The following is a 17,721-nucleotide window of genomic DNA, read 5'->3' as shown; positions in this document are numbered from 1 at the left end:
TTTAAATGATGTTTATTCTTTAGTTAATTCTTCTTCTATAGGTGCTACGTAAGGTTTGTTTTTCTTTCCAAAAACAGAAACATTAATATATCTGGTTGGATGTAGTCGTAAATCTTCTAGCAATAATTCTAATTCTTTTGAAGCATTTGTAAAATTGGTGTACATTTTATCATCCTTCATTAGTTTACCCATTGTTCCTTTTCCCGATTCTACATCTGACATAATTTTATCAACTGAAGAAAGTGTTTTTTCTAGGTTTTTTACTGTTTGACCTAAATTAGCTTTTGCTAAAGAATCTGACATGGCTGCAAAGTTAGCCGAAGTTTTATCGAAATTTGTGAGCGTAGAACTTAGTTTGCTTTTATTTTCTGCTAACATTTGATTAGCCGATTTTGACATTTGACTAAATTCTGTTAATGTTTTATTTAATTCAGCTATACTACTTTTAAGATTCGCTTGAGTTGTTACGTCTAATACTTGATTTAGATTAACTAGCATTTTATTAGCATTATCTAAAAGAACATCAACTTTATCTTTTAACGGAATTAATTGTGAAGATAATTCTTCAGTCAATCCCAATTTAGAAGCAGATTGTAAAAAATCACCATCTTTAACGATATCGGTTCCTTCACCAGGCAAAATTGCAATGTGTTTACCACCAATTGGACTTGGAGCGTATATTTGAGCAATACTTGATTTTGCAATATCATAGTCACCATCAATTTGGATTTCCACAATAGATTTCCAGTTTTTGTCTAAATTAATTGCTATAACTTTCCCAACTGTTTTTCCGTTAATAGAAACCATAGAAGAAGTTTCTAAACCTTCTACATTATCGTATTTGATATATAATGTTTTATAATTGACAAATAAATCTTTGCCTTTTAAAAAGCTATAACCCCATATAAATAATAATATAGAAGAAATAACTAATATGGCTGTTTTAATTTCTCTTGATAGTTTCAATGTTTCTTTTTTAGCAAATTTATTATTTATAAACTATAAAGCCAAGTTTATTTTAACGCTTCTGAAATATTTATTTTTTCACCGTTTTTAAAGGCAACAATAAAAGCCGAATTAAATCCTTTTTCTTTAGCTACTTCTAAGTTCTTTTTGGCTTCAGTATATGATTTTGCTTCTTCATAAAAATATTTAAAAATAACGGAACCTTTTTCTTTAGTAACGTTATTTAAGCCCTTAAAATTTGAAGGAGAAGTTTCTAAATCTCTACTACTAGCCGAAATTTGAACTTTAAAAACTAAGTTGTCTTTAGTTGAATTTGTACTTACAACTTTTGTTTCTTCAGTTTTTACAATAATTTGTTGTGGTTTGTCTTCCGCTTTTTCTTCCACTTTGTTTTTATCAATGACAGTTGCTGATGAGATAAAGTATTCTTTTTTATATTCTAAAATTGAATTTGCTATGGCTTCGGCTAATTTATCCTGTCCCTTATCCGAATTTAAAAAAGCACCTTCTTCTTTATTTGAAACGAAACCCATTTCAATTAAAACTCTTGGCATTGTTATTTTTCTTAGTACAAGAAACCCAGCTTCTTTTACTCCTCTATTTCTAAATGATGTTTTTTTAGTAAAAGCTTGTTGCACTTTTGCGGCTAATTCGACACTTAATTCGCGATACTCTTCTTGTAAGATAGAAATTCCGATCACAGATTCAGGAGAATTTGGATCAAAACCTTCATATTTTATTTCATAATCATCCTCAAGGGTTACAACAGAGTTTTCTTTCTTTGCAACTTCTAAGTTAGAAGCATTTCTTGTAATACCCATTACGTACGTTTCGTTTCCAGCAGCTGACGTATTAGCATTTGCGTTACAATGCATTGAAACAAATATATTGGCTTTTGACTTGTTGGCAATTGTAGCTCTATCATCTAATTCGACAAAGACATCTTTATTCCTTGTATAAACAACCGTAATGTTTGGATCTTTCTCTAAAATTTCACCAACTTTTAAAACTGTTTTAAGGGCAATGTTTTTTTCTACATTACCATGATAGGTTGCACCATAATCTTTTCCTCCATGTCCTGCATCAAGAACAACTTTAAATTTTGTATTTTGGGCATAAATTATGCTAACAAAAAACAGCAAAACAACTGAAAAAAAAGACTTTGAATATAAAATTTTCATAATTTGAAAATATTGAATGTTATAATTTTACTAACACTATAATTTTTAAAAAAAATATATGTAAGTTTGACCCTTCAAAAACTAAGCCATAATTATACAAAAATAGCACAAAAGCATTGTATTTAAAGACTATCCATATCGTTTTTTTTTCCATTTTCCTAACAATTGGAACGACTGCGTCTTTTTCGCAAGAGATTACTGCAAAAGAGACCTTACAAGTTAATGCCAATGAGTTATTAACAATTAAAGATACTACAAAAGTAGATTCGACTAAGAAAAAGAAAGCAATCCTTGAAGGTATTGTAAACCGTAAAGCTAAAGGCTACGAAAAGATTGATCAACGCAAAAAAGAGATGACTTTGTACGACGAAGCTGAACTTTATTATAAAGATATCGAATTAAAAGCAGGAATTATTGTACTAAATTACGAAACTAATGAAGTAAATGCAGGTCGATTAAAAGATAGCGTTGGAAATTATACTCAATATCCTTCCTTTAAACAAGGAGCAAATTTAATTGAACCTGATTCGATACGATTTAATACAAAAACTAAAAAAGCTATCATTTGGAATTCTAAATCAAAACAAGGAGAACTGAATTTTAAAGCTGCCGTTTCAAAACGAGAAAATGATTCTGTTATTTTCATGAAGGATGTACGTTTTACCACTGCAAAAGATGTAGACAACCCAGAATACTATTTTTTAGCTCGAAAGATTAAGTTTGTTCCTGGAAAAAAAGTAGTTACAGGTTTAACAAATTTAGTAATTGCTGATGTTCCTACACCAATTGGAGTACCTTTTGCTTATTTTCCAATGTCAGAAGAAAGCATTTCAGGTTTTATCTTACCAGCTCCTGGACAAAGTAATTCACAAGGTTATTTTCTTCAAAATGGTGGTTATTATTTTGCTTTGAGTAAATTCTATGATTTAGCGGTATTAGGAGATTATTATACTAATGGAAGTTATGGTTTAAGAGCAGAAAGCAGTTATGCTTTACGTTATAAATTTAGTGGAAGAATTAATCTTCGTTATGAAAATCAGATTCAAAGTGAAAGAGGTTTTCCGGATTATGTAAAATCTAAGCAATACAATATTCAATGGAGTCATAGTCAAGATCAAAAAGCAGCTGCAAATTCAAGATTTTCTGCATCGGTCAACGTTTCTAGTAGCCAATATTTTAGAAATTCATTAAACTTATCAAATGTAGGATCTGCCATTAATAATAATTTATCTTCATCTGTCTCATATTCTAAAACAATACCTACTTTACCTCAAGTAAACCTTTCGGTTACTGCTACGCATTCTCAAAATACAAATACAGAACAAATTAATATGACATTACCAACTTTTCAAGGTAGTGTAGATAGAATCTATCCATTTGCTCCCAAAAACGGGACTAAAAAAGGAATTTTTCAAAATATTAATTTTCAATATAATCTAAATGGTAAAAACGAAATCGTAACGTCTGACTCCTTGTTTTTTAAACCTCAAATGTTTAGAGACGGAAAAGCAGGATTTCAACATTCTATTCCGTTGAGTACTAACTTTAAAGTATTTAAATATTTTAGTGTAAGTGCAAGTACAAATTTTAGTGAAACATGGGCATTTAATACGGTTAGAAAATCATATAGTTCTATAGAAAATGAAGTAGTAACTACTCGTGTGGATGAGTTTGGTGCTTTTAGAACTTATAATTTTAATTCGAATTTAGGAACAACTGTTTATGGAACTTTTGATTTTGGAGAAGATAAAAAAATTCAAGCCATTAGACACGTAATGCGTCCTTCTATTTCTTATAATTACAGTCCAAGTTTTGAACAATATTATGATACCTATGCTATTGATGCTACTGGAACAACAATGGCAGAATACACTCGTTTTGAGAGCGGAGTTTATGGTGCTCCTGGTTTAAACAAATCTAGTAGTATTGGTTTTGGAGTAGGAAATTCATTTGAAGCAAAAGTTAAAAAAATAGATAAAAAAACGGGAAAAGAAGAAATTAAAAAAGTAATGTTACTTAGCAATTTAAACCTTTCATCTGCTTATAATATAACTGCTGATTCTTTAGCCTTGCAGCCATTATCTATTAGTGGTGGAACAACATTGTTGAAAGATAAAATGAATATTAATTTCGGAACTAATCTAGATCCTTATGCCATTGATAACAGTGGAACTAGAATAAATACTTTTAATATTGATAATGGTGGAAGTCTTTTTAGAATGACAAGTGCCAATATGCAAATTAATTATTCATTAACAAGCAGTGGTTCTGACGGAAACAACAAAACTAAATCTCAAAATGAATTAAATGGTGGAAGATCTGATGATTTATTTGGAAAAGCAACTGATTTAAATGATAACAGACAAAGTCTTTTTGATAATAATAAAGATGATAAAGAGGAAAAAAAATCTACTGATTTATATAAAAATAAGATTCCATGGGATTTGCAATTTGCTTATTCAGTAACTTATAATAACAGCAATAGACAAAGTGAAATTAGCAACAACTCGTTAATGGTTTCTGGAAATGTAGAACTTGCTCCTCGATGGAAAGTTGGAGTTTCTACAGGATACGATTTTGCACAAGATGGAGTTACTTTTACACAGTTAAGATTTGAAAGAGATTTAGAAAGTTGGCGAATGAGTTTTAACTGGGTTCCTTATGGTACAAATGCTTATTGGGGATTCTTTATTGGTATTAGTTCTTCTATTCTTAGTGATATCAAGTGGGATAAAAATAAAGTGCCAGATAGAGTTTTAAGATAATAAAAAATAAAAAAGTATCGAGAGATACTGAAACAAGTTCAATATACATGAAAAAAATAATATTTACTGACAAAGCTCCTGCTCCTATTGGCCCATACAATCAAGCGGTTTTAGTTGGGAACACGTTATACACATCTGGGCAAATTGCTATAAATCCATCAACAGGTGAATTGGTTTTAGATTCTATAGAAGAAGAAACAAAACAAGTAATGGAAAACATGAAAGCAGTTTTAGAGGCTGCCGAAATGACTTTTGAAAACGTAATAAAAACTACTATTTTTATTATGAATATGGGTGATTTCGCTAAAATAAATGCTGTTTACGGTACTTATTTTGACGAAAAAACGGCTCCAGCAAGAGAAACTGTTCAAGTAGCATGCTTGCCTAAAAATGTAAACATTGAGATTTCAATGTTGGCAATTAAATAAAAAAAACGTTACAGTTGAAAGTTCAATTTGTAACGTTTTTTTTATATCTATTTTAAAAGAAAATTAATCTAACTTCTTTGCGTTTTTTACTTTCTGATCTAAAATAGCAATGTCAATTACTTCGCTCATTTTATCTACATAATGAAATGTTAGTCCCTTTAAGTAATCTTGATTGATTTCTTCAATATCGGGTTTGTTTTCATTACACAAAATGATTTCTTTAATATTTGCTCTTTTTGCGGCTAAAATCTTTTCTTTAATTCCTCCAACAGGCAAAACTTTTCCACGTAAAGTAATTTCTCCCGTCATGGCTAAATTTTTCTTTACTCTTTTTTGTGTGTAAGAAGATACCATAGACGTTAACATTGCAATTCCAGCACTTGGTCCATCTTTTGGAGTTGCACCTTCTGGAACATGCATATGAATGTTATATTTTTCTAACACTTCATCTTTTATTCCTAATAATTCAGCATTTGCTTTTATATATTCTAAAGCTATCGTTACCGACTCTTTCATAACAGTTCCAAGGTTTCCTGTCATTGTCATTGCACCTTTACCTTTTGAAATAAGTGATTCTATAAATAAAATATCTCCTCCAACGGATGTCCAAGCTAAACCTGTTACAACACCAGCTGTATCGTTATTTTCGTATTTATCTCTTTCTAATCTTGGTGATTTTAAAACTCTTAAAATATCTTCAGCCGTAACTTTTACATTATATTCTTCATCCATTGCTATCGATTTGGCAGCATTTCTTACCATTTCTGCAATTTTCTTTTCTAAACCACGAACACCAGACTCTCTTGTGTAACCCACAACAATTTTTTCGAGTTCTCTTTTACCAATAGTTAAATGCTTATTGGTTAAACCGTGTTCTTTTAATTGTTTTGGCAATAAGTGTTTGTGAGCTATTTCGATTTTTTCTTCAATAGTGTAACCCGACATTTTTATGATTTCCATCCTATCTTTCAAAGCAGGTTGAATAGTTGATAAACTATTTGAGGTTGCAATAAACATCACTTTAGATAAATCATAACCCATTTCTAAGAAATTATCATGAAATTCACTATTTTGCTCTGGATCTAATACTTCTAACAATGCTGATGAAGGATCACCACTATGACTAGAGCTTAACTTATCAATCTCATCTAATACAAATACTGGGTTTGAAGTTTTTGCTTTCTTTATAGATTGAATAATTCTACCAGGCATTGCTCCTATATAAGTTTTTCTATGTCCACGAATTTCTGCTTCATCACGCAAACCACCTAATGAAATACGAACATATTCACGTCCAAGTGCTTCTGCTACAGATTTTCCGATAGAAGTTTTTCCAACTCCTGGAGGACCATATAGGCATAGAATTGGCGATTTCATATCATTTCTTAGCTTTAAAACCGCTAAATGTTCGATGATACGTTTCTTTACATCTTCAAGTCCAAAATGATCTCTATCAATGATTTTTTGAGCACGTTTTAGGTCAAAATTATCTTTAGTAACTTCATCCCAAGGCAATTCTAGATATAATTCTAGGTAATTTCGCTGGATTCCAAAATCTGGAGCGTTTGGATTAGTACGTTGTAATTTTGAAAGTTCTTTTTCAAAATGTTTCTCAACTTCTTTATTCCATTTTTTTGTTTTTGCTTTTGTACGCATTTCTTCGATTTCTTGCTCATACGAAACACCACCTAATTCTTCTTGAATGGTTTTCATTTGTTGTTGCAAGAAATATTCGCGTTGTTGCTGGTCTAAATCGGTTCTTACTTTTGATTGAATATCATTTTTAAGTTCTAATTTTTGCAACTCTAAATTCATGTAACGAAGCGTTTCTAAGGCTCTTTCCTTTAAATCTCCAATTTGCAATAAATCTTGTTTTTCCTTTACATTTAAATTCATGTTGGAAGAAACAAAATTGATTAAAAACGGATTACTATCGATGTTTTTTATAGCAAAAGTAGCTTCTGAAGGAATATTTGGACTTTCATTTATGATTTCAATTGCTAGTTCTTTGATTGAATCAACAATAGTTTTGAATTCGTCATCATTTGCATCAGGACGTTTTTCTACAACTTCTTTAATTGTAGCTCTTAAATAAGGTTCTTCTTGCGTGAATTTATCTATTTCAAAACGTTTTTTACCTTGAAGAATTACAGTTGTATTTCCATCAGGCATTTTTAAAACACGCATAATTTGAGCTACTGTTCCTACTCTATGAACATCTTTTGAAGTAGGTTCCTCAACGTCTTCATCGATTTGTGATACTACTCCAATTATTTTTCCTTTGGCATTAGCATCATTTAAAAGCTTGATAGATTTATCTCTTCCTGCTGTAATCGGAATTACGACACCTGGAAATAAAACAGTATTTCGTAAAGGAAGTATGGCTAAATCCTCTGGTAAAGATTCATTATTCATTTCCTCCTCGTCTTCTGGAGTCATTAATGGAATTAATTCGGCATCAGATTGAATTTCTTGTAGTGACAAGTTGTCAATTGAAAATATTTTTTGGTTCGACATAGTTATATTAGGTCATTTTGTCATTAAACATCATATTCTTGAAGCTTCTTTTAAAAGTAAATTTACTATAAAATACTGAAAATCAGATTACACATAGGTTGTATTATAATGCTTCACTTTATAAAGTCAAGTTTTATGCCATAAAAAATCCGTCTAAACAAAACTTAGACGGATTTAATTTTATGAATTTATTTTTTTAGTATACTACATCAAAAGCACCTTCAGAAATAACATAAGGTGTTGATCCATTTACTACATTAAAACTAAAAGTTCCAATTACTCTATCCAAGGTAATACTTGTAATAGTAACTGTTCCAGAATTTGACATTAAAGAGGTTGTACTGTTTAGTTTATAAGTTGCCTGAACCATATCGGTTGCGATATTGCCCGTAATTGTATATGTACCAGGTGTTATATTTTCATCTACTCCAATGGTTATGCTTTGGTCATTTGTGTTAGCAGCTCCAATACCAATAACTCCATTAACTGTTACAGCTAAAATATCAGTTTCAACAAACTCTGTTCCGTTAATTTTTGCAAAAAAAGTATCGTTGTTTGTATCCACATAATCTTCATATGTAATGTTTGTAAAAACACCTTCGGTAATGTTTTTTGGAGCAATATTAGGAGTATCATCTGACCAATATCCTTTAAAAGAAAATGTCCCAGAAATAGTTTTATTTACAGTATTTATAGAAGTAATAGTTATAGAACCTGTATTTTCTGTTGGATTATCAAAATTTAATGAAGACCAACCAAAATCAGTTCCAGCAGGAGAGTATGTTAATATATTTTCATTTGCAGGATAAGTGCCTGTTGCTACTCCATCAATTAGGAAGGAAAAGCTTTCACCATTGTCTCCACCTATAGTCGCATTTATAGCTATTAGATTACCTCCAATAAGAGCAGCTGTAGACTGAGCTGTCCATAATTGACCATCAATTTTTGCTGTAAATGATCCAACAGGATTGTTTGGGTTATTAGGGTTGTTTGGGTTTAAAGCTGTTAAATCGATAGCTGGATCTAAAGGTTCCGTTTCACAAGAAACAAAAGAAACAATTGAAAATAGAACAATTAAACTTTTAAATAATATTGATTTTTTCATTTTTATTAAATTATTTTTTTCAAATATATACTTTTTATTTTTTTACCACAATTTTTTGGACCTTAGTTAATAGAAAAACTCCAATAATGAAAAATACGGCTAAAAATACTATCGCATTTCGCATAGAACCTGAAATTTGATCTATAGTTGCGAATATTCCCATTCCAATAACAATTCCTATTTTTTCTGCTACATCATAAAAACTAAAAAATGAGGTAGTATCCTTTGTGTCTGGCAATAATTTAGAATAAGTGGAACGTGATAAAGATTGAATTCCTCCCATAACTAAACCTACAAACCCAGCCGTAATATAGAACTGCACTGGACTAACCACAAAATAAGCGTAAATACAGATTACTATCCAAATAGAATTTATAATTATTAAAGCCTTTATATTACCTATTTTTTCTGATACTCTTGAAGTGATAATTGCGCCAAAAACGGCTACAATTTGTATCACAAGAATACTTATTATCAATCCTGTTGTTCTTTGGCTATCTGTTTCCCATGCAATTTCTTGTTCCCCAAAATATGTTGCAACCAACATAACGGTCTGAACAGCCATACTATAAACGAAAAAACTGCGTAAATATTTCTTTAAAATTATATTTTCTTCTAGTTGGTGCCAAACTTTTTTTAATTCTTTATAGCCATTGAAAATAACATTTTTTGTAACCTTATTATTTACTGCGTTTTTAGGTAAATAATAGAATGTATATTGACTAAAAACTATCCACCAAATTCCGACAGAAATAAACGAATATTGCATGGCTTTCATAGCTGCATCTTCTCCCATAATACCAAAAAAATCAGGTTTCATGACCATTGCTAAATTGAATAGTAGTAAAATTACACTACCTATATAGCCTAATGAATATCCTTTTGCACTTAATTTATCTTGTTGTTCTGGAAAAGCAATATCTGGTAAATAGGAGTTATAAAAAACCAAACTTCCCCAAAAACCTATCAGTCCAAAAAAGAAACATAAAATTCCAAAATATAAATTATCTAAGGTAAAAAAGGATAAGCCAATACAAGACAATGCTCCTAAATAACAAAAGAATTGCATAAATCGCTTTTTATTTCCTGCAAAATCTGCAATTCCAGAAAGTAAAGGTGACATTATAGCTACAATTAAAAAGGCAAAGGCTGTTACAAAACTAATTAAAGCCGTGTTTTTTACTTCAAAGCCTAGAAACTGGACAGAAGTTATTCCTTTTATTTTAAATAAAGCGCCATAATATATAGGAAAAATAGCTGATGAAATTACTAAATTATAAACTGAATTCGCCCAATCATAAAAAGCCCATGCGGTCCCTAATTTTTTATTTCCTTTCTCTAAATTTGCCATATATATAAATTAAAAAGTCCCATAGAAATGGGACTTCGAATATACATTATTATTTTAAACTATTTAAAAGTAACACCAAATTTAGCAGCTTCTTTTTTTGCTTGAGGAACTAGTGCCGTTAATTCTCTAATTCTTGTTTCATTACTTGGATGCGTACTTAATATTTCTGGTGGAGCACCTCCATTAGAGTTTGCAGACATTCTTTCCCAAACATAAACAGCGTTCATCGGTTCATAACCTGCAATAGCCATTAATGTTAAACCAATCATATCCGCTTCACTTTCGTGAGAGCGACTAAAAGGTAACATTCCTCCTACTTGAGAACCAACTCCGTAAGCTTGCATCACTAATGCTTGAGTTTCAGCACTTTTATTTCCAACTGCGATTGCTGCTCCAACTTGACCTACTTGTTGTAATAAACCAGCACTCATTCTTTGTTGACCGTGATTTGCTAATGCGTGAGCAACTTCATGCCCCATTACAGCTGCAATTCCAGCATCATCTTTACATATTGGTAAAATTCCTGTGTAAAAAACTATTTTTCCACCTGGCATACACCATGCATTTACAGTTGGATCGTCTACTAAATTATACTCCCATTGGTAATCTTTTAAATAACCTGCATTTCCATTAGCTGTCAAATAACGCTCAGCAGCCGTCTTAATTTTCATACCAATTGACTCAATACGATTTGCATCTTTAGTTCCTTTAAGAATTTTGTTTTCAGTTAAAAAAGCATCATATTCTTGAAAAGCCATTGGGAAAATTTGACTATTTGGCACAAAAGCCATTGTGCTTTTACCTGTAAAAGGATTTTTAGCACACGATATTACCACAAGTAATAATAATCCTAAAACAATTTTAATTCTATTATTCATAATCTTTCAAAATTTTATTTTATAAAAATACAAAAAAATTCTAACAAAAATAATGCCTAATTTAAATTATATAAACTTTAGAGGAAGTTTTATAAAACAACGTTAATTATTAATTTTATCCAATTAAATAATGATAAATTTGCACTCAAAACCTACAATACATGTCAAAAAAATCTTCTAAAAATAAACAAGGAATTGAAATTCCTTCCTTCATAATTAAAACCGGTAAAGTTCTTCAAAGTATATCAACATCATTAACGATTCGATTTGCAGCTAAATTATTCACAACTCCAATAAAATATAAGGTTCCGAAAAGAGAAAGACCAATGCTTGATGAAAGTAGTCAGGAAAATGTATTTATTGAAAGTCTTAATAAAACAGTTGTTGTTTATCGTTATGGTAAAGGAGATAAAAAGATATTATTAGTTCACGGTTGGTCTGGAAGAGGGACTCAATTATATAAAATTGCTGATGCAATGGTTGCAAAAGGCTATGAAGTAATTAGTTTTGATGCTCCTGGCCATGGTAAATCTAAGGGCAATAAATCCATGATGCTAGAGTTTATTGAATGCATTTTGACACTAGAAAAAAAATACGGATCATTTGATTACGCAATTGGACACTCACTTGGTGGAATGGCAATAATAAATGCGTTGAGAAAAGGATTTCAAACCAAAAAAATTGTGACAATAGGAAGTGGTGATAAAATTTCGGATATCATAATAGATTTTATTAAACAGTTGCAATTAAAACCAACTTTTGCTTCAAAATTAACAGCCTATTTTGAGAAAAAATTGAATGATAAAATGTCAGATTATGATACAAGTTATGTAATTCAAAATTTTGATATTCCTCATTTAATAATACACGATAAAGATGATGTAGAGGTTGGTGTTTATTGTGCAGAAAACATTCATAAATATTCTAAAAATAGTACATTGTATTTAACCGAAGAGTTAGGGCACAGAAAAATTTTAGGTAGTGATGAAGTTATAAATCAAATCAATCAATTTATTGATTAGTTTGTTCGGCTTTCATTTCAGCTGTTTTTTCTTTCCAAGTACTAATAAGTTTATCTAAATCAATAGGCTCTTTTGCTGCTTGTCTTGATAAAATATTATTTTCAAAAGCAGTTAATAAAATACTTTCTATATTAAAATCTTCCAAAACAGTATAAGGTTTATATTCTGTTTTTAGGTTTATATCAAATAATCTAGCAGTACTGTTAGACCAAAATGCTTTCCAACCACTTTTTAAATCTTTAATTAAATCAAAGGTTGTACTTCCTGTTTGCCTATTGATTAGTTTTACTAAAATTTGACCATCTTTTCTAGATAACTTTTTAAGCTTAGCTTCAAATTCTTCTGTCAAATACTTTTCAACGATTTTAAAATATTTCTTTTTTTCTTTATCTGTTTTTAACTTTTCCATCATTGCATTCATAGCCACTAATTTTTCAGAAGCCATCTTAGCATAAGGATATGTTTTATAAACCCTACGTTTTAAAATAGCCATTCGCTTCTGCTCTTCTGTCATAGTATAAGCTCCATTTTCGGTTAAAATAACTTCCTCTAATTCTATGGTGTAATGAATAGTATCGGTAGTAGTTACAATCGAATCTTTATCTTGAGCAAAAGATAAAAAAGAAATAAAAAAGAAAAATAAGTAGGCTAATTTTTTCATGCAAATAACTATTTGTTTTTTAATGAATCAAATAATAGACCAAAAATATAGAATTAATGTGTAAGTCTAATTACTAATTCTTAATTTAGCAAAAATTTAAACTTTATGAGTACAAAATCAATTTTAAACAAAAGTTCACTTACATTTTTAGAAAAATATTTAAATAACGCATCTCCAACAGGTTATGAATCTGAAGGGCAAAAAATTTGGATGGATTATTTAAAACCTTATGTAGACACTTTTACAACAGATACATACGGAACAGCAGTTGGAATCATTAATCCAGATGCAAAATATAAAGTGGTTATTGAAGGACATTCTGATGAAATCTCTTGGTATGTAAATTACATTACTGATGAAGGTTTTATTTATGTAATTAGAAATGGTGGAAGTGATCACATGATTGCTCCTTCTAAAAGAGTTCATATTCACACTAAAAAAGGAATTGTAAAAGGTGTTTTTGGATGGCCAGCCATTCATACAAGAAATAAATCTAAAGAAGAACCAGCACGAATTGACAATATTTTTATTGATTGTGGTTGTGAAACTAAAGAAGAAGTTGAGAAAATGGGAATTCATGTAGGATGTGTTGTGACTTATCCAGATGTATTTGAAATTCTTAACGAAAATAAATTCATTTGCCGTGCTATTGATAACAGAATGGGTGGATTTATGATTGCTGAAGTAGCTCGTTTATTGAAAGAAAACAAGAAAACATTACCTTTTGGATTGTATATCGTGAATTCAGTGCAAGAAGAAATTGGCCTTCGTGGTGCAGAAATGATAACGCAAACAATTAAGCCAAATGTAGCTATTGTTACAGATGTTTGTCACGATACTAATACACCAATGATTGATAAAAAAATTGAAGGTGATTTAAAAATGGGTAAAGGTCCAGTTATTGCTTATGCTCCAGCAACTCAAAACGTTTTACGTGAAATGATTGTTGATACAGCGACAGAAAATAAAATTCCTTTCCAAAGAAATGCTTCTTCTAGAGCAACAGGAACAGATACGGACGCTTTTGCTTATAGTAATGGTGGTGTCGCTTCTGCATTAATATCATTACCTTTACGTTACATGCACACGACTGTAGAAATGGTTCACAGAGATGATGTTGAAAACGTAATCAAATTAATTTATGAATCATTATTGAAAATAGAAAACAACGAAACGTTTTCTTATTTTAAATAATTAAGATTTTCGGATTTTCAGATAAGGGATTTTCGGAAAAAAAGAATAAAGAATTAAAGGGATTTTTGAAACTAGTTTTTCGACAATCCCTTTTAACCTTTTAAACTTTTAACCACTTAACCTTTTTTAAACTTTATGAAAAATATCTATATAATGTTGGTTGTGTTTTTTGGAACCATGATTTGGTCCATTATTAATCCGAATGAAGGTTTTACTTGCTTTTTGGAAATAATTCCAGCTATTATTGGTGTTTTGATTTTAGCTTTTACTTTTAAAAAGTTTCGATTTACTGATTTCACATACTTTTTTATCTTAATTCATTGTATAATTCTCTTTATTGGAGGACATTATACGTATGCTGAAGTTCCTTTATTTGATTGGATTAGAGAAGTTTTTGATCAAAGTCGAAATAACTATGATAAAGTGGGACATTTTGCTCAAGGATTTGTGCCTGCATTAATTATCCGTGAATTATTTATCAGAAAAAATGTAATTGCCAACAAAAGCTTTTTCAATTTTATAATTGTATCCATTTGTTTAGCAATTAGTGCAGCTTATGAATGGATTGAATGGGCAGTTTCTCTAATGACTGGTGAAGGTGGTGATGCTTTTTTAGGAACACAAGGGTATATTTGGGACACACAATCAGATATGCTTTATGCAACTATTGGTGCTGTTTGTGCTTTGGTGTTTATGAGTAAGTTTCAGGACAAGTATTTAGAAAAAATAAACCATTAAAAAATTAAGTTTCATTAAGCTAAACTTAACTTTCTAAATCTCTTAATGGTTCAATTAATCTGTAAATCTGTGGCTAAAACCTATTTCTTCAAATAAGCCAAAACATTCTTTTCAATTCTATCATTGATGTTTGAAATATCAGCTTTTACGAATTTTTCACCCAAAATATTTTCATATAATTCAATGTATCTTTCAGAAACGGTTGTAATGTATTCGTCAGACATATCTGGAATTTGTTGTCCATCTTTTCCTTGAAAACCATTGGCAATTAACCATTGACGTACAAATTCCTTAGATAATTGTTTTTGAGCTTCTCCTCTATTTTGTCTATCTTGATAACCTTCAGCATAAAAATAACGAGAAGAATCTGGTGTGTGAATTTCGTCAATCAAAACGATTTGACCATCTTTTGTTTTTCCAAATTCGTATTTGGTGTCTACCAAAATTAATCCACGAGAAGCAGCAATTTCAGTTCCTCTTTGGTATAAAGCTCTTGTGTATTTTTCTAAAACTAAATAATCGGCTTCACTAACAATTCCTTTCGCTATAATGTCTTCACGAGAAATATCTTCATCATGTTCTCCATTATCTGCTTTTGTAGAAGGTGTAATTATTGGAGTTGGAAATTTGTCGTTTTCTTTCAATCCTTCTGGTAAAGCAACACCACAAAGCATTCTTTTACCTAAAGCATATTCTCTTGCTGAATGACCTGCTAAGTAACCACGAATAACCATTTCAACTTTAAAAGGTTCGCATAAATGTCCAACAGCAACGCTAGGATCTGGAGTTGCAATTAACCAATTGGGTACAATATCTGAAGTCAACTCCATGAATCGTGTAGCAATTTGATTTAAGATTTGACCTTTATAAGGAATTCCTTTTGGCATTACGACATCAAAAGCAGATAGTCTATCGGTTGCAACCATAACTAATAAATCGTCATTGATGTTATAAACTTCTCTAACTTTTCCGTGATAAACCGATTTTTGATTAGGAAAATTGAAATTGGTAGTAGTAATTGTATTCATTTAAAGTAGTGTGTTGTTTGTTATGCAAATGTAATTTGTTTACCAATGCCAAACAATATCAAAACAAAAAAAGGAGAAATTACTTTCTCCTTTTCCAACTTAATTAAACAAAAACGCTTATTTAAAACGAATATTGTACGTTACACCTAAACCAACTGTTTGCAAGTCAACATCGTTTTCTGCAAATGTATTTTGGTAAAAAGCGTATATGTTCCAATCTCTGTTATGGTATCCTAATTGTGGATTCACGTATAAACCACCATCGTTATCATCAACATTAGTTAAAAATCCATACCCTAAATCAGATCCAATAAAAATTCCACTTGGTGTAAAATAATAACGTAAGAACCCTGCAACTGGAACAACTCCAAAGTCTTCAAAGTTATCTTTTGCGAAAAAATGACTATAACCAGAAGCCACACCAATAGCAAAATTTGGGTTGAATAAATACTGTCCTCTCAAATCAAGACCTAAATTAAATGACGATACATCATTTGCATCTCCAACTGGTATTCCTGCTGTTACTCCAGCTTTAAGCCATGAATTACTTGGTGTAATGTCTATTTCAGTCTGTTGAGCAAAAAGTGGACTTAATCCTAATAATCCGATAATTAAAAATAAATTTTTCATAATGTTTTTCTTTTTTGTTATGGTACAAATTTCGGTAAGTCTAGTCAAAATGATTTACAAGATTATTAGGAATGTTTATAGAATTAAAAGCCCAATGCATCTATATTGTTGATTGTCAGCAAAAAATTAGTTTATTCAAAATAAAAAAAGCCATAAAAAAAACCATTTATTCTCACAAATGGTTTAATCAATTTTCTTTCTTCAATTTTCTGATTTCTAAAATCTAATCTCGATTCTCTATACTCTTATACGCTTCAATAACTTTTCCGACTAATCTATGTCTAACAATATCTTTATCATCTAAATAGATAATTCCAATACCTTCAACATCTTTTAAGACAAGTATTGCTTCTTTTAAACCAGAGATTGTTCTTCTCGGTAAATCGACTTGTCCAGGATCACCTGTTATCATGAATTTTGCATTTTTACCCATACGAGTTAAAAACATTTTCATTTGATTATGCGTTGTATTTTGAGCTTCATCTAATATTACAAAAGCATGATCTAAAGTTCTTCCACGCATAAAGGCCAAAGGTGCAATTTGAATAATTCCTTTCAGCAAATAATCTTCTAACGATTGAGGTGGCAACATATCGCGTAAAGCATCATATAAAGGTTGCATATATGGATCTAACTTTTCTTTCATATCACCGGGTAAAAAACCAAGGTTCTCTCCTGCTTCAACGGCTGGTCTAGTTAAAATAATTCGTTTGACTTGTTTTTCTTTTAAAGCTTTCACAGCCATAGCTACACCGGTGTAGGTTTTACCCGTTCCGGCTGGACCAATGGCAAAAACCATGTCGTTTTTATACACTAAGTCAACTAATTTTTGTTGGTTTGGAGTCATGGCTTTAATCAACTTTCCACCAATTCCGTGAACAAGAATTTTATCTTTGTTATCCATGACTTGTGTTTCTTGCGCATCACTTTCTAGGACACGTAAAATAACATTATCATCTATGCGATTATATCTTGTAAAATGCTGCATCAATCTCCTAAAACGTACCTCAAATTCATTTAAAATTTCTTCTTCACCATAGGCTTTTAAAACTGTACCTCTAGCAACAATTTTAAGTTTTGGGTAATACTTTTTGATAGCTTCAAGATTGGCATCTTGCGTTCCCCAAAATTCTTTTGGAGCAATGTCGATTAATTCAATGATTCTTTCGTTCAAGGGCTTTCTTTTTTTAATTATTTTTTTGGGACGCTAAAAAATACATTAGCTTTGCATTCAAATTTAAGAAAAATAATGCCACT

General features: G+C 30.6%; 15 protein-coding genes. 5 read left to right on the top strand and 10 right to left on the bottom strand.

Annotated elements, in window-relative coordinates; genetic code table 11:
* Positions 1–12 precede the first annotated feature (12 nt).
* Positions 13–966 carry an MlaD family protein gene (locus tag AAC008_RS00140; protein ID WP_339886684.1) on the bottom strand — a complete coding sequence of 318 codons (954 nt, stop codon included), beginning with the start codon at positions 964–966 and terminating at the stop codon, positions 13–15.
* 47 nt (positions 967–1,013) lie between these two features.
* Positions 1,014–2,147, bottom strand: a complete 1,134-nt coding sequence (locus tag AAC008_RS00135) for an N-acetylmuramoyl-L-alanine amidase (RefSeq protein ID WP_339886682.1) — start codon at positions 2,145–2,147, stop codon at positions 1,014–1,016.
* 116 nt (positions 2,148–2,263) lie between these two features.
* Between AAC008_RS00135 and AAC008_RS00130 the strand changes: the two genes are divergently transcribed.
* Together AAC008_RS00130 and AAC008_RS00125 are read left to right on the top strand one after the other, a co-directional pair.
* Entirely contained in the window at positions 2,264–4,912 is a 2,649-nt protein-coding gene (locus AAC008_RS00130; protein WP_339886681.1) for a putative LPS assembly protein LptD, read from the top strand.
* Positions 4,913–4,959: 47 nt separating this feature from the next.
* Complete coding sequence (locus AAC008_RS00125) at positions 4,960–5,340, top strand: RidA family protein (RefSeq protein ID WP_339886680.1); 381 nt, start codon at positions 4,960–4,962, stop codon at positions 5,338–5,340.
* Between the two features lie 63 nt (positions 5,341–5,403).
* On the opposite strand, the gene lon is transcribed toward AAC008_RS00125, so the two are convergent.
* From lon to AAC008_RS00105, 4 genes are all read right to left on the bottom strand, one after another.
* Entirely contained in the window at positions 5,404–7,857 is a 2,454-nt protein-coding gene (lon, locus tag AAC008_RS00120; protein ID WP_339886679.1) for an endopeptidase La, read from the bottom strand.
* A gap of 196 nt (positions 7,858–8,053) precedes the next feature.
* Positions 8,054–8,962, bottom strand: coding sequence for a DUF6252 family protein (locus AAC008_RS00115; RefSeq protein ID WP_339886678.1), 909 nt, complete (start codon positions 8,960–8,962; stop codon positions 8,054–8,056).
* Between the two features lie 34 nt (positions 8,963–8,996).
* Positions 8,997–10,313, bottom strand: coding sequence for an MFS transporter (locus AAC008_RS00110; RefSeq protein ID WP_339886677.1), 1,317 nt, complete (start codon positions 10,311–10,313; stop codon positions 8,997–8,999).
* Between the two features lie 59 nt (positions 10,314–10,372).
* Positions 10,373–11,191: a M48 family metallopeptidase gene (locus tag AAC008_RS00105; protein ID WP_339886676.1), complete on the bottom strand. Its 819-nt coding sequence runs from the start codon at positions 11,189–11,191 to the stop codon at positions 10,373–10,375.
* A 161-nt stretch (positions 11,192–11,352) separates the two neighbouring features.
* On the opposite strand from AAC008_RS00105, the gene AAC008_RS00100 reads away from it, so the two are divergent.
* A complete protein-coding gene (locus AAC008_RS00100; RefSeq protein ID WP_339886675.1) occupies positions 11,353–12,213 on the top strand; it encodes an alpha/beta hydrolase in 861 nt (286 codons plus the stop codon).
* Here AAC008_RS00100 and AAC008_RS00095 read toward each other — a convergent pair.
* Positions 12,203–12,874: a DUF4294 domain-containing protein gene (locus tag AAC008_RS00095; protein ID WP_339886674.1), complete on the bottom strand. Its 672-nt coding sequence runs from the start codon at positions 12,872–12,874 to the stop codon at positions 12,203–12,205. The two genes, AAC008_RS00100 and AAC008_RS00095, sit on opposite strands and share 11 nt — an antisense overlap.
* Positions 12,875–12,979: 105 nt before the next feature.
* On the opposite strand from AAC008_RS00095, the gene AAC008_RS00090 reads away from it, so the two are divergent.
* Together AAC008_RS00090 and AAC008_RS00085 are read left to right on the top strand one after the other, a co-directional pair.
* Entirely contained in the window at positions 12,980–14,068 is a 1,089-nt protein-coding gene (locus AAC008_RS00090; RefSeq protein ID WP_339886673.1) for a M42 family metallopeptidase, read from the top strand.
* A gap of 135 nt (positions 14,069–14,203) precedes the next feature.
* On the top strand, positions 14,204–14,806 hold the full coding sequence (locus AAC008_RS00085) for a DUF2238 domain-containing protein (protein WP_339886672.1): 603 nt from the start codon (positions 14,204–14,206) through the stop codon (positions 14,804–14,806).
* Positions 14,807–14,886: 80 nt separating this feature from the next.
* On the opposite strand, the gene AAC008_RS00080 is transcribed toward AAC008_RS00085, so the two are convergent.
* The 3 genes from AAC008_RS00080 to AAC008_RS00070 all read right to left on the bottom strand — a co-directional run bounded on the left by AAC008_RS00080 (position 14,887) and on the right by AAC008_RS00070 (position 17,638).
* Entirely contained in the window at positions 14,887–15,834 is a 948-nt protein-coding gene (locus AAC008_RS00080) for a phosphoribosylaminoimidazolesuccinocarboxamide synthase (protein WP_339886671.1), read from the bottom strand.
* Positions 15,835–15,951: 117 nt separating this feature from the next.
* Positions 15,952–16,464 (bottom strand): hypothetical protein, encoded by a 513-nt coding sequence (locus tag AAC008_RS00075; protein ID WP_339886670.1) that lies wholly within the window; start codon positions 16,462–16,464, stop codon positions 15,952–15,954.
* 223 nt (positions 16,465–16,687) lie between these two features.
* The gene (locus AAC008_RS00070) at positions 16,688–17,638 is read right to left on the bottom strand and encodes a PhoH family protein (protein WP_339886668.1); all 951 of its coding nucleotides are present in this window, start codon (positions 17,636–17,638) and stop codon (positions 16,688–16,690) included.
* Positions 17,639–17,721: the final 83 nt, after the last annotated feature.

The organism is uncultured Flavobacterium sp. (genome assembly GCF_963975515.1).
In the GTDB taxonomy this organism is placed as follows: Bacteria; Bacteroidota; Bacteroidia; order Flavobacteriales; family Flavobacteriaceae; genus Flavobacterium.
This window is presented reverse-complemented; position numbering and strand designations above follow the sequence as displayed.